Below are 12,030 nucleotides of genomic sequence, written 5' to 3'. Positions count from 1 at the left end.
GAGTGGCAGCCGGCCGGCCGCGGCAGCCGCCGGAGGCGGGGTTCGGTCCGACTGCGGTTGTCGAGGTGTGCCCGTACCGGAAAGAAATGAACGCAAGCGTGCCGGGCCCCGCTCAGCGAGACCCGGCACATGATCAGCCCGGCTCAGTAGGAGTAGAAACCCTTACCCGTCTTGCGGCCGAGGTCGCCGGCCTGGACCATGCGCTGGAGCAGCTCCGGCGGGAAGAACTTCTCGTCGGCGGTGTCGCGGTAGATGTTGCTCGCCGCGTTGAGCATGACGTCGAGGCCGGTCAGGTCGACGGTGGCGAGCGGGCCCATCGCGTGACCGAAACCGAGCTTCATGACGGTGTCCAGGTCGGCCGCGGAGACGACGCCCGACTCGACCAGCTTGATCGCCTCGACAAGGATCGCCGAGAAGAGCCGGTTGGAGACGAAACCGGCGACATCGCGCTTGACCTCGACGCAGGTCTTGCCGACCTCCTCGGCGTAGGACCGCGCGGCCGCGAGGGTCTCGTCCGAGGTCTGGTAGCCACGGACCAGCTCGACCAGCCGCATCATCGGGACCGGCGAGAAGAAGTGGATGCCGACGACCGATTCCGGCCGGCTGGTGACGGTGGCGATCTGGGTGATCGGGATGGCCGAGGTGTTGGTGCCGAGGATCGCGCCGGCCTTGCAGATCTTGTCGAGGGCCTTGAAGACCTCGTGCTTGGCCTCGATCTTCTCGTAGATGGCCTCGACCACGACGTCGGCGTCGGCGGCCGCGTCCAGGTCGGTGGTGGGCGTGATCCGGGCGAGGGTGGCCTCGACATCCGCCTCGGCGATCTTGCCCTTGGCCGCGAACCGGCTCAGCGAGTCCCTGATCGCGGACATGCCGCGGTTGAGCGAGGCGTCGTCGACGTCCCGCATGGTGACCTGCCATCCGGCTTGCGCCGAGACCTGGGCGATGCCGGAGCCCATCAATCCGGAACCGATGACCGCGAGACGACCCGCCATGCTCACTCCTTCGTTAGCGCCGAGGCGCCGTCAGCTTAACGCAGGTTCAGCACCGCCCCCGATCAGGGCGAATCGCCGGAATACCGGGAATCGCGATGCCAGACTGTGCGTATGGCCACGAGCGACGGCTGGTACCTCATCGGACCGTTGATCGCCTTCGGATTGGTCGGCTTCCTCGGCGCGGTGTTCTGGCGCATGGGCCTGCAGCCCACCAGTTCGCCCGGCGGGCCACGACGGGACGGGTACGCGGACGGCCTGGCGATCTTCGGCGAACGGGACGACTACGGCCTGCTCTTCCCGGCCGCCGTCACCGAACACCCGGAGGTGGCCGACGAGATCCGGCGGCTCCTAGCCGATGCGGGAATCCGCGCCACCACAGCGATCCGGCGCGACGGGCGGGTGAGCGTCCTCGTCTTCTGCGAAGAGGTCGAGGAGGCCCGCCGCCTCGTCGGCTCCTTCTAGAAGTCGAAGGTCGGCTCCGGCACGTCGGTGCGCTCCACCTCGACACCCAGCCGGGCCAGGTCGGCCACGAAGTCCGGATAGCCACGGTCGATGTGGTGCACCTCGCCCACCTCGGTCACCCCGTCCGCGCAGAGCCCGGCGATGACCAGCCCCGCCCCGGCCCGGATGTCGGTGGCGCGGACCGGCGCCCCGGAGAGCCGGTCCCGGCCGTTGACGACCGCGTGGTGCCCGTCGGTACGGATGTCCGCCCCCAACCGCACCATCTCGTTCACGAACATGAACCGGCCGTCGAAGATGTTCTCCGTGATCAGCGACGAGCCCTCGGCCACCGACGCCAGGCCCAGCGCCATCGGCAGCAGGTCGGTCGCGAAACCCGGGTAGGGCAGCGTCACGATGTCGACGCCGCGCGGCCGCTCGCTGGTCCGCACCCGGAAGCTGTTGTCCCCCGGCTCGATCGTCGCGCCCGCGGTCGCCAGCTTGTCCAGCGCGATGTCCAGGAACTCCGGCCGCACCCCGCGCACGGTCACGTCGCCGCGGGTCATCACCGCCGCGTACGCCCACGTGCCGCCGACGATCCGGTCGCCGACCGTGGTGTGCCGGACCGGCTTCAGCGGACCCTGCACCCCCTCGATCACCAGCGTGGACGTGCCGGCGCCCTCGATCCGGGCGCCCATCGCGTTGAGCATCTCGCAGATGTCGACGATCTCCGGCTCCCGGGCCGCGTTGTCGATCTCGGTGACGCCCTTGGCCAGGACCGCGGCCATCAGGATGTTCTCGGTGGCGCCGACACTGGGGAAGTCCAGCCAGATCTTGGCGCCGTGCAGGCCGCCGGGCGCCGACGCGATCACGAAACCGTGCTCGCCGGAGATCTCCGCGCCCATCCGGGCCAGGCCGGAGACGTGCATGTCCAGGCCACGGGAACCGATCATGTCGCCGCCGGGCAGGGCGACCCGCACATAACCCCGGCGGGCCAGCAGCGGGCCGAGCACGCAGATCGACGCGCGCAGCCGCCGGACCAGGTCGTAGTCGGCCTCACTGCCCGGCTCGGCGGGCACGTCGATGATCGCCTCGGTGCCGTCCAGCGTGACGTCGCAGCCCAGCCGGCGAAGCACCTCGGCCATGATGGCTATGTCGGTGATCCGGGGAACGTTCGCCACCACGCTGCGCCCCTCGGCCAGCAGCGCGACCGCCATCAGTTTGAGCGCCGAGTTCTTCGCGCCACCCACCATGACGTCACCGGCGAGGCGAGCCCCGCCCTTCACCCTGATCACATCCACGCGGGCAATGGTAGGAGCCGTGACCCACCCGCGCCTCGTAGGGTGGGGCCCATGGCTGTGCATCTCACCCGCATCTACACCCGGACCGGCGACGCCGGGCAGACCCGGCTGGTCAACAACGAGCCGGCGCCGAAGACCGCGCCACGGATCGCCGCCTACGCGGACGCCGACGAGTGCAACGCCGCGGTCGGCGTGGCGCTTGCGCTCGGTGAGCTGCCCGAGGACATCGGCACGGTGCTGTCCGCCATCCAGAACGACCTCTTCGACCTGGGCGCCGACCTGGGCAACCCGGTGGACGAGAACCCGCCCTACCCGCCACTGCGGATCACCGAGGCGTACGTGACCCGCCTGGAGAAGTGGTGCGACGAGTACAACGAGCGCCTCGCCCCGCTGGACAGTTTCATCCTCCCGGGCGGCACTCCGGGAGCGGCCCTGCTGCACGTCGCACGGACGGTGGCCCGCCGCGCCGAACGTACCGCCTGGGCCCTCTACGAGCAGGAGCCCGACCGCACCTCGGACCTGCCGCTGAAATACCTGAACCGCCTCTCCGACCTGCTCTTCATCCTCAGCCGGGTGGCAAACCCGTCCGGCGACGTCAAGTGGGTCCCCGGCGGCGGTGCCTGATTGCTCCGCTTCGCTCCGCGGCAAAACTGGGCCTGATGGCTTCGCTTCGCTCCGCGGCAAAGCTGGGCCTGATGGCTTCGCTTCGCTCCGCGGCAAAACGCCTTGTAACCGGTGTCGAGGCAGGTGATTTCCCGCCGCAGCACACCCCGCTGCGTCGGCAAATCACTTGCCTCGACACCGGCGGCGTTTTGCGGGGGTGGCGAGTGCACCGCCGTCCAGCTCGGGGTGACCGTTTCGTGGCGAGGACGAGTCACGTGGGAGTTGATCTTTCCGGCTGCTCTCAGGGTGTGTGGGCGCCCCGTACCGGGAAAGGGTTTCAGGCTCTCAGGTCGCCTTCGACTGTAGTCACCGCGTGGCCGCTCAGGAGGGTGCGGTCTCCGTGGAGGGCGACGCGGACCGTGCCGCCGCGTGGGGAGGCCTGGTAGCCGGTCAGCTCGGTGCGGCCGAGGCGGGCCGCCCAGAACGGGGCCAGGGCGGTGTGGGCGCTACCGGTGACCGGGTCCTCGTCGACGCCGACGGCCGGGCCGAAGAAGCGGGACACGAAGTCGTGGCCGGGATCGCCGCACGCGGCCGTGACGATGACGCCGCGGCGGCTCAGCCGGGCCACCGCGCGCAGGTCGGGGGTGACCGCCCGGACCGTCTTCTCGTCGGCGACCTCGACCAGCAGATCGTCCGTGTAGGGCCCCGTGTGGTGCACCGAGAGGATCTCGGCGCCGAGGGCTGCGGCGAGTTCCGGGTCGATCGGGCGTTCCGCCAGCGGGGCGGTCGGGAAGTCGAGGGTGATCAGACCGTCCGGGGTCCGCACGGCGGTGAGGATGCCGCTGCGGGTCCGGTAACGGATCGGGGTGGCCGGGTCGATCACGTGGCTGGTCGCCAGGGTGGCGTGCCCGCACAGGTCGACCTCGACGGTAGGGGTGAACCAGCGCAGCGCCCAGTCGGCATCCGACCCGGGCGGCAGCGGGTGCGCGAAGGCCGTCTCGGCATGGTTCACCTCGGCGGCGACCTGGCGCATCCACTCGTCGGGCGGGAAGGCGTCACCGTCGAGGAGCAGCACCCCGGCGGGCGCGCCGGTGAAGGGACGGTCGGTGAAGGCGTCGACGATTCGGATCCGCATGCGGTCAAGCTATGCGATGGACCGGCCGCGGTGGGGGCTCAGCTCTCCATCGGGCGGGGGCCGAAGACCGTGCGGCCACGGAGGCTGCCCGGGTCGCGGGGTGGGCCCGCCTCGAGCCAGGACAGGAAACCGGTCACCGTGGTCTCCGCCATGGCGATCTCGACCTCGGCCTGCGGTGTCCGGCAGCGCAGGACCACCCAGTGCCCCGGCATGGTGAGGCGCTCCGGACCGGCCGGCTGGCGCCGCTCCTCCACCGTGAGGGCCCGCCGGTCGAGCACCCGCTTGGGGCGGATCGCCAGGCTGAACATGCGGTGGAACCGGAGCTCGTCGCCGAGGAACTGGCCGAGCCCGGGCGACCAGCCCCGGCCGGGCACCATCGTGTTGATGCGCACCTGCACACGAATGGTTCCGCCGCCGACCATGAGCAGGCGGCGGCGGAAGAAGATGGCGAAGAGGAGCGCGAGCAGCGCGACGACGCAGATCCCGGAGGCTTCCAGAATCCGCATCGCCGGTGTCAGCGAGACTCGGGTGTGGCGGCCGTGGCGCTCTCGGCGAGCACCGTCACACCGTTGGCGTCGATGGAGAGGAAACCACCGGCCACGTCGTAGGTCAGCTGTTCACCACCGGCGAGCTTGACCCGGACCTGGGAGGGCTCGGTCAGCAGGCCCAGCAACGGCGAGTGACCGGGGAGCACACCGATCTCGCCCTCGGTGGTGCGCGCGACGAGCATCTCGGCCTCGCCGGACCAGACCTTCTCCTCGACGGCGACGACCTCGACGTGCAGCTGGTTGGCCACGCTGTCTCCCTTTGACGCTGCGATTCCGTTCGGGTGAAGTCTAATCGGCGGCCGACGCCGATGTGGTACGGGGTGGGCAGGTCAACTCTCGGCGGCCACATATTCCGGATGATCAAGGAGGAAGGCGCCGATCCGGTCCTCCTGAACCGCCCGGAAGAACTCCTCGCTGGACGGGTCCAGCTGCTCGCCGAGGTATCTCCCGTTGGAGTAGAGGCCGCCACCGGGCAGCTTGATCAGCGTCATGTCGTCGGTGTCGATGCCCTGGAGGGCCAGACCCCAGTCGAGGACGCTGTTGCCGCCGCCGTCGAAGGTCAGCGAGTCACCGGCCGCGTCCAGCACCTTGAGCAGTTTGGTGGGGTCGGTCACCACCTCCCTGCTCATCGCCTGCTCGGCCATCGCCTTGATGAACTGCTGCTGGTGCCGCTGCCGGTCGTAGTCGCCGTTGGGCAGCCCGTACCGCTGGCGCACGTAGTCCAGCGCCTCCCACGCCTGAAGGTGGTAGGTGCCCTTCTCGTAGACCTTCCGCGGCCCGGTGTACGGATGGTCGCAGCCACCGTTACGGCAGGCCGCGGTCTTGGGCCGGGCCGTGCCGTCGGGCTGGAGATGCTCGGACTGGACGGTCTGGTCGATCGTCATGGTGACGCCGCCCATGGCCTCGACGATCTTCTTGAAGCCGCCGAAGTTGATGATCGCGCCGGCGTCGAAGCCGCGGATCCCGGTGACGTCGCCGACCGTCTCGGCGAGCAACTGGAAGCCCTGCCCCACGTCGTGCCGGCCGTTGCCGGTGTCGCTGCCGAACGACATCGCCGAATTGATCTTCGCGGTGGTGCCGTTGAAGCCGGTCTTCGAGAAGGCCGGGATCCGCACGTACAGGTCCCGGGGGATGGAGAAGAGGAACACCTGGTCCATCGTCTCCGGGATGTGCGCCACGATGATCGAGTCGGAGCGCGGGGCCTGCGAGTCGTCGCGCGGGTCGATGCCGGCGAGCAGGATGTCGAGCGGGCCCTCGATGTCGGCCGCTTTCCTGGTGGCGCCGGGCGCCGGGTCGCCGATCAGGGTGCCGGGCGCGTCGATGCCGTTGGTGTACCTGGCGAGCAGAGCCTTGCCGGAGACCAGCACACCACCGCTCACGACCATCAGCATGCAGCCGGCCCCGGCACAGAGCCGGGCCCACAGCGGCGCACGCCGGCTCCGGAAAGACTTCGCCACACGAATCCCAACTCTGCATCCCCGGCGTGGCCAGGGATCAGCGGATGCGCGGCCCAGCATACCCGCGCCACCTGATGACGGCCGGGATACGGGAATCCCCGGAAAGCGCGAAGGGCCGCGCCGGCATGTGCCGGCGCGGCCCCACAGCGTGCGGGCTGGATCAGCCCTTCATCAGCTCGTGCGCGTTCTTCTCGAGGTCCTCGAGGCCACCGCACATGAAGAAGGCCTGCTCGGGGTAGTTGTCGTACTCACCCTCGGCGATCTTCTTGAAGGCCTCGATGGTCTCCTTGAGCGGGACCGTCGAGCCGGGGACGCCGGTGAACTGCTCCGCCGCGTAGGTGTTCTGCGACAGGAACCGCTCGATGCGGCGAGCCCGCTGCACCGTGACCTTGTCCTCCTCGGACAGCTCGTCCATACCGAGGATGGCGATGATGTCCTGGAGGTCCTTGTACTTCTGGAGGATCCGCTGCACCTCACGGGCGACCGTGTAGTGCTCGGCGCCCACGAACTCGGGCGCGAGGATCCGCGAGCTGGAGGCCAGCGGGTCCACGGCCGGGTAGATGCCCTTGTCGGAGATCGACCGCTCGAGGTTGGTGGTCGCGTCCAGGTGGGCGAACGTGGTGGCCGGCGCCGGGTCGGTGTAGTCGTCGGCGGGCACGTAGATCGCCTGGAGCGAGGTGATGGCCTTGCCCCGGACCGAGGTGATCCGCTCCTGGAGCTCGCCCATCTCGTCGGCCAGGGTGGGCTGGTAACCCACGGCCGACGGCATACGGCCGAGCAGGGTGGAGACCTCGGAACCGGCCTGGGTGAACCGGAAGATGTTGTCGATGAAGAGCAGCACCTCCTGGTTCTGGACGTCCCGGAAGTACTCCGCCATGGTGAGAGCGGTCAGGGCGACCCGCAGACGGGTGCCCGGCGGCTCGTCCATCTGGCCGAAGACGAGGGCGGTCTTGTCGAGAACGCCACCCTCCTCCATCTCCAGGATGAGGTCGTTGCCCTCACGGGTGCGCTCGCCGACGCCGGCGAACACGGAGGTACCGCCGAAGTTACGGGCGACCCGGATGATCATCTCCTGGATGAGCACCGTCTTGCCCACGCCGGCGCCGCCGAACAGGCCGATCTTGCCACCACGCACGTACGGCGCGAGCAGGTCGAGCACCTTGATGCCGGTCTCCAGCATCTCGGTCTTCGGCTCGAGGTCCGCGAACGCCGGGGGCTTGCGGTGGATCGACCAGCGCTCCTGGATGTCCAGCGTAGACGGGTCGACGTTGAGCACCTCGCCGAGGGCGTTGAACACGTGGCCCTTGGTCACGTCACCGACGGGCACCGAGATCGGCGCGCCGGTGTCGCTGACCTCGGCGCCCCGGATGAGGCCGTCGGTCGGCTGCATCGAGATGGCGCGGAGCAGGTTGTCACCCAGGTGCTGGGCGACCTCCATGGTCAGCTTCTTCGTGCCGCCGGAGAGGGTGACCTCCACGTGCAGCGCGTTGAAGATGGCCGGCATGGCGTCACGGGGAAACTCGACGTCGACGACCGGGCCGATGACCCGGACGACGCGGCCGACAGCGGTCTCCGCCTTGGTGGGCTCAGCTACAGCAGTCATCACACATCACTTCCCGCCGCGGCCAGCGCGTTGGCGCCGCCGACGATCTCACTGATTTCCTGGGTGATCGCAGCCTGCCGCGCGGAGTTCATCTCGCGCGTGTACCGCTTGAGGAGGTCGTCGGCGTTGTCCGACGCGCTCTTCATCGCCCGACGGCGCGAGGCCGACTCACTGGCCGCCGAGTCCAGCAACGCCGCGTAGATACGCGTGTTGAGGTACTTCGGCAGCAGCGCGTCGAGCAGCTCGTCCGCCTCCGGCTCGAATTCGTAGGCCGCCTTGAGCTCGGAGGACTTCTCCTCCTGCTTCTCGACCTGTACCGGCGCGAGAGGCTTCGCGTTGGCGGTCTGCGTCATCAGAGACTTGAACTCGGTGCTCACGATGTGCAGCTCGTCGACGCCCTCGATGTTCTCCGGGCCGAACGTGCCGTCCGCGTCGGAGCCGGCCTCGAACGCCTCGATCACGGCGTCACCGATGCGCTTGGCGTCGGCGAACGACGGGCGCTCGGAGAAGCCGGTCCAGCTCGCGGCCACCGGCCGGTTGCGGAACTTGTAGTACCCGACGCCCTTGCGGCCCACGACGTACAGCACCACGTCCTTGCCCTCCGACTTCAGCTGAGTGATCAGCTGCTCGGCGGTTCGGATGGCGTTGGCGTTGTAGGCGCCGGCCAGGCCCCGGTCACTGGTGATCAGCAGGACACCCGCCCGCTGGACGCGCTCACGCGCGACCAGCAGGGGGTTGTCGACCGAAGCGTTGGTCGCCAGGGCGCCCAGGACCTTGGTGATCGCCTCCGCGTACGGCCGGGAGGCGTGCACCCGCTCCTGCGCCTTGGCGATCCGGCTGGTGGCCACCAGCTCCTGAGCCTTGGCGATCTTCTTGGTCGACTTGACGGTTCGGATACGCCGCCGCAGCGCCTGTACCTGACCGGCCATGACTAGCTACCGCTCTCGGTCGAGCCGCCCTGGAAGACCTTCTTGAACTCGACGACACCGGCCTTCAGGCTCTCGATGTTGTCGTCGCTCAACAGGTTGGTCGACTCGATCGCGGTGTAGACCTCGCTGTTGTGCTGCTTGAACCACTGCAGGAACTCCTGCTCGAAGCGGCGCACGTCAGCGACCGGGATGTCGTCGAGCTGCCCGGTGGTGCCGGACCAGATCGAGATGACCTGGTCGACCGTCGAGTACGGCGAGTACTGCGGCTGCTTGAGCAGCTCGACCAGGCGGACGCCCTTCTCGAGCTGAGCACGCGAGGCGCGGTCCAGGTCGGAGGCGAAGGCCGAGAAGGCCTCCAGCTCACGGAACTGGGCCAGGTCGAGACGCAGACGGCCGGAGACCGAGCGCATCGCCTTGACCTGCGCGGAACCACCGACGCGGGAGACCGAGGTGCCGACGTTGATGGCCGGGCGCACACCCGAGGCGAACAGGTCCGTCTCGAGGAAGATCTGGCCATCGGTGATCGAGATCACGTTGGTCGGGATGTAGGCCGAGATGTCGTTGGCCTTGGTCTCGATGATCGGCAGACCGGTCATCGAGCCGCCACCCAGCTCGTTGGAGAGCTTGGCGCAGCGCTCCAGCAGGCGGGAGTGCAAGTAGAAGACGTCACCCGGGTACGCCTCACGGCCCGGCGGGCGGCGCAGCAGCAGCGACACGGCACGGTACGCCTCGGCCTGCTTCGTCAGGTCGTCGAAGACGATCAGGACGTGCTTGCCGTTGTACATCCAGTGCTGGCCGATGGAGGAGCCGGTGTACGGGGCGATGTACTTGAAGCCGGCCGGGTCGGACGCGGGCGCGGCGACGATGGTCGTGTACTGCAGCGCGCCCTGCGCCTCCAGGGTGCCCCGGATGCTGGCGATGGTGGAGGCCTTCTGGCCGATCGCCACGTAGATGCAGCGGACCTGCTTCTCCGGGTCGCCGGAGTCCCAGTTCGCCTTCTGGTTGATGATCGTGTCGATCGCGACCGTGGTCTTACCGGTCTTACGGTCGCCGATGATCAGCTGGCGCTGGCCACGGCCGATCGGCGTCATGGCGTCGATCGCCTTGATGCCGGTCTGCAGCGGCTGCTTCACCGGCTGCCGCGCCATCACGTTCGGCGCCTGCAGCTCCAGCTCACGGAAGCCTTCGTTGGCGATCTCGCCGAGGCCGTCGATCGCGTTGCCGAGGGCGTCGACCACGCGGCCCAGGAAGGCGTCGCCCACCGGGACCGAGAGGACGCGGCCGGTGCGCTTGACCGGCTGGCCCTCCTCGATGGTCGCGTAGTCACCCAGGATCACGGCGCCGATCTCGCGGACGTCGAGGTTCAGGGCGACGCCCAGCGTGCCGTCCGCGAACTCCAGCAGTTCGTTCGCCATCGTCGAGGGCAGACCCTCGACGTGCGCGATGCCGTCGCCGGCGTCGGAGACGATGCCGACCTCTTCACGCGTGAGATCGGACGACGTGGCGGACGAGACGTAGCGCTCTAGCGCCCCCCGGATCTCGTCCGAGGAGATGGTCAGCTCGGCCATCCTCTGCCTTCTCTGTCTAGCTCGGGACGTCACCGCCGCCGAGGGGGCTTCTCGATGGAAATCGAGGGGAAAGGACTATTTAGCGAACGCCTGCTTGGCCTGGTTCAGCTTGCGCAGGACCGTGCCGTCGTAGAGGTCGGAGCCGACCCGGACGCTGACACCACCGAGAACCGACGGGTCCACGTCCACCTTCAGCGAGACCTCACGGCCGTAGAGGGCGGACAACTTCGCGGCCAGGGACTGCTCGTCGGCGTCGGTGAGCGGCTTGGCGACCGTCACATACGCCACCTCGCGGTCCCGCTTCGCGGCGGTCACCTCGACGAGCCTGGTCAGCGAGGCCTGGAAGCCACGCCCACCGAAGCCGGTCAGCGCCACCTCGGCGAGACGGCCGGTGGCGCCGTGCACCTTGCCCTTGAGCAAGTCCTGCACCAGCTTAACCCGCGGTTCGACCGGCGCGCTGGCGTCACTGAGCGTGACGGCCAGCTGGGAGTCGCCCGACACGATCTGGCCGAACCGGAACAGCTCGTCCTCGACCTCGGCCAGCTTGTCCTCGCGGTCCGCCGAGGCGAGCAGGGCGTCCACGCCCAGCCGCTCGGCGGCGTCGAGAAGATCGGCCGGACGGGAGAAGCGGCCGGCCACCAGTGCGGCCACCGCGTTCACCGTGGTCTCCGTGACCTTGCCGGAGAGCAGCGACCGCACCAGGTCGGCCCGGTCGGAACCGGGCCGGGACGGGTCGGTCAGCGCCCGGCGCAGCCGGGGCTGGGCCCGCAGCAGGCCGGCCACCGACAGGATCTCGTCGGCGACCGTCGCCAGCTGCGGGGCCGTGGCCGCTGCCGTGTTCGCGGCGAGCTGGTCGGACGCCTCGCCGTAGGCCTCGCGGCTTACGCTCGACGCCATCAGCGCTGTCCCGCCGTGTCGAGGTCGGCGATGAACCGCTCGACGGTGCCACGGGTGCGCGCCTCGTCGGCGAGAGCCTCACCGACGATCTTGCTGGCCAGGTCGACCGCGAGCGTGCCGACCTCGGACCGGAGCTCCCGGACGATGGCCTCGCGCTGGGCGGTGAGCTGCTCGTTGCCGGCCGCGATGATGCGGTCCGACTCCTCGCGGGCCTTGGCCAGCACGTCCTGCCGGATGCCCTCGGCGTCGGCCCGGGCCTCGTCGCGGATGCGAGCGGCCTCGGTCCGCGCCTCGGCGAGCTGCGCCTTGTACTGCTCGAGCAGCTGGTTCGCCTCGGCCTGCGCGGTCTCGGCACGCTTGATGCCGCCCTCGATCGCGTCGACGCGGGCCTTGAACGTCTTCTCCATCTGAGGGAAGACGAACTTCATGAGCACGAAGCAGAGCACCGCGAAAGCGACGGTGCCGACGACCATCTCCTGCCAGACAGGGATGATCGGGCTGTGCTCCGCGCCCTCGGCGAGAATCACTTCGATCATGGGAACCTCCTAGTCGAGGTCGA

The 12,030-nt window shown here is 69.2% G+C and carries 13 protein-coding genes; 2 read left to right on the top strand and 11 right to left on the bottom strand.

Going from position 1 to position 12,030, the window contains the following annotated elements:
- Positions 1–143: 143 nt before the first annotated feature.
- Positions 144–992, bottom strand: a complete 849-nt coding sequence (locus KZ829_RS35025) for a 3-hydroxyacyl-CoA dehydrogenase family protein (protein ID WP_220148131.1) — start codon at positions 990–992, stop codon at positions 144–146.
- Between the two features lie 111 nt (positions 993–1,103).
- Here KZ829_RS35025 and KZ829_RS35020 point away from each other — a divergent pair, with 111 nt between their 5' ends.
- The gene (locus KZ829_RS35020) at positions 1,104–1,454 is read left to right on the top strand and encodes a hypothetical protein (protein WP_220148130.1); all 351 of its coding nucleotides are present in this window, start codon (positions 1,104–1,106) and stop codon (positions 1,452–1,454) included.
- On the opposite strand, the gene murA is transcribed toward KZ829_RS35020, so the two are convergent.
- A complete protein-coding gene (gene murA / locus KZ829_RS35015; RefSeq protein ID WP_281428315.1) occupies positions 1,451–2,794 on the bottom strand; it encodes a UDP-N-acetylglucosamine 1-carboxyvinyltransferase in 1,344 nt (447 codons plus the stop codon). The genes KZ829_RS35020 and murA overlap by 4 nt on opposite strands.
- Between murA and KZ829_RS35010 the strand changes: the two genes are divergently transcribed.
- A complete protein-coding gene (locus KZ829_RS35010; protein WP_220148129.1) occupies positions 2,783–3,355 on the top strand; it encodes a cob(I)yrinic acid a,c-diamide adenosyltransferase in 573 nt (190 codons plus the stop codon). The genes murA and KZ829_RS35010 overlap by 12 nt on opposite strands.
- A 316-nt stretch (positions 3,356–3,671) precedes the next feature.
- Here the strand turns inward: KZ829_RS35010 and KZ829_RS35005 are convergent, their stop codons facing one another.
- The 9 genes from KZ829_RS35005 to KZ829_RS34965 form a co-directional block, all read right to left on the bottom strand.
- Positions 3,672–4,469, bottom strand: coding sequence for a PhzF family phenazine biosynthesis protein (locus KZ829_RS35005; protein WP_220148128.1), 798 nt, complete (start codon positions 4,467–4,469; stop codon positions 3,672–3,674).
- Between the two features lie 38 nt (positions 4,470–4,507).
- On the bottom strand, positions 4,508–4,975 hold the full coding sequence (locus KZ829_RS35000) for a DUF2550 domain-containing protein (RefSeq protein ID WP_220148127.1): 468 nt from the start codon (positions 4,973–4,975) through the stop codon (positions 4,508–4,510).
- A gap of 8 nt (positions 4,976–4,983) precedes the next feature.
- A complete protein-coding gene (locus KZ829_RS34995) occupies positions 4,984–5,265 on the bottom strand; it encodes a F0F1 ATP synthase subunit epsilon (RefSeq protein ID WP_220148126.1) in 282 nt (93 codons plus the stop codon).
- A gap of 81 nt (positions 5,266–5,346) precedes the next feature.
- Complete coding sequence (locus KZ829_RS34990; RefSeq protein ID WP_220148183.1) at positions 5,347–6,402, bottom strand: LCP family protein; 1,056 nt, start codon at positions 6,400–6,402, stop codon at positions 5,347–5,349.
- A gap of 232 nt (positions 6,403–6,634) precedes the next feature.
- Positions 6,635–8,077, bottom strand: a complete 1,443-nt coding sequence (atpD, locus tag KZ829_RS34985; protein WP_220148125.1) for a F0F1 ATP synthase subunit beta — start codon at positions 8,075–8,077, stop codon at positions 6,635–6,637.
- Positions 8,077–9,006, bottom strand: a complete 930-nt coding sequence (locus KZ829_RS34980) for a F0F1 ATP synthase subunit gamma (protein ID WP_220148124.1) — start codon at positions 9,004–9,006, stop codon at positions 8,077–8,079. The genes atpD and KZ829_RS34980 overlap by 1 nt, the downstream gene beginning before the upstream one ends.
- Before the next feature lie 2 nt (positions 9,007–9,008).
- On the bottom strand, positions 9,009–10,574 hold the full coding sequence (atpA, locus tag KZ829_RS34975) for a F0F1 ATP synthase subunit alpha (RefSeq protein WP_220148123.1): 1,566 nt from the start codon (positions 10,572–10,574) through the stop codon (positions 9,009–9,011).
- 75 nt (positions 10,575–10,649) lie between these two features.
- A complete protein-coding gene (locus KZ829_RS34970) occupies positions 10,650–11,471 on the bottom strand; it encodes a F0F1 ATP synthase subunit delta (RefSeq protein ID WP_220148122.1) in 822 nt (273 codons plus the stop codon).
- Complete coding sequence (locus tag KZ829_RS34965; RefSeq protein WP_208465693.1) at positions 11,471–12,004, bottom strand: F0F1 ATP synthase subunit B; 534 nt, start codon at positions 12,002–12,004, stop codon at positions 11,471–11,473. The genes KZ829_RS34970 and KZ829_RS34965 overlap by 1 nt, the downstream gene beginning before the upstream one ends.
- Between the last annotated feature and the right edge of the window lie 26 nt (positions 12,005–12,030).

It is taken from the genome of Actinoplanes hulinensis (assembly GCF_019429605.1).
In the GTDB taxonomy this organism is placed as follows: Bacteria; Actinomycetota; Actinomycetes; order Mycobacteriales; family Micromonosporaceae; genus Actinoplanes; species Actinoplanes campanulatus.
The sequence above is the reverse complement of the archived record's forward strand: the minus strand, read 5'-3'. Positions and strand labels throughout refer to the sequence as shown.

Coding starts and splice junctions, on each gene's coding strand:
- murA (WP_281428315.1), bottom strand. CDS start 2,794: ATGCACAGCCATGGGCCCCACCCTACGAGGCGCGGGTGGGTCACGGCT.
- KZ829_RS35000 (WP_220148127.1), bottom strand. CDS start 4,975: ATGCGGATTCTGGAAGCCTCCGGGATCTGCGTCGTCGCGCTGCTCGCG.
- KZ829_RS35020 (WP_220148130.1), top strand. CDS start 1,104: ATGGCCACGAGCGACGGCTGGTACCTCATCGGACCGTTGATCGCCTTC.
- KZ829_RS35025 (WP_220148131.1), bottom strand. CDS start 992: ATGGCGGGTCGTCTCGCGGTCATCGGTTCCGGATTGATGGGCTCCGGC.
- atpD (WP_220148125.1), bottom strand. CDS start 8,077: ATGACTGCTGTAGCTGAGCCCACCAAGGCGGAGACCGCTGTCGGCCGC.
- atpA (WP_220148123.1), bottom strand. CDS start 10,574: ATGGCCGAGCTGACCATCTCCTCGGACGAGATCCGGGGGGCGCTAGAG.
- KZ829_RS35005 (WP_220148128.1), bottom strand. CDS start 4,469: ATGCGGATCCGAATCGTCGACGCCTTCACCGACCGTCCCTTCACCGGC.
- KZ829_RS34970 (WP_220148122.1), bottom strand. CDS start 11,471: ATGGCGTCGAGCGTAAGCCGCGAGGCCTACGGCGAGGCGTCCGACCAG.
- KZ829_RS35010 (WP_220148129.1), top strand. CDS start 2,783: ATGGCTGTGCATCTCACCCGCATCTACACCCGGACCGGCGACGCCGGG.
- KZ829_RS34990 (WP_220148183.1), bottom strand. CDS start 6,402: ATGGTCGTGAGCGGTGGTGTGCTGGTCTCCGGCAAGGCTCTGCTCGCC.
- KZ829_RS34980 (WP_220148124.1), bottom strand. CDS start 9,006: ATGGCCGGTCAGGTACAGGCGCTGCGGCGGCGTATCCGAACCGTCAAG.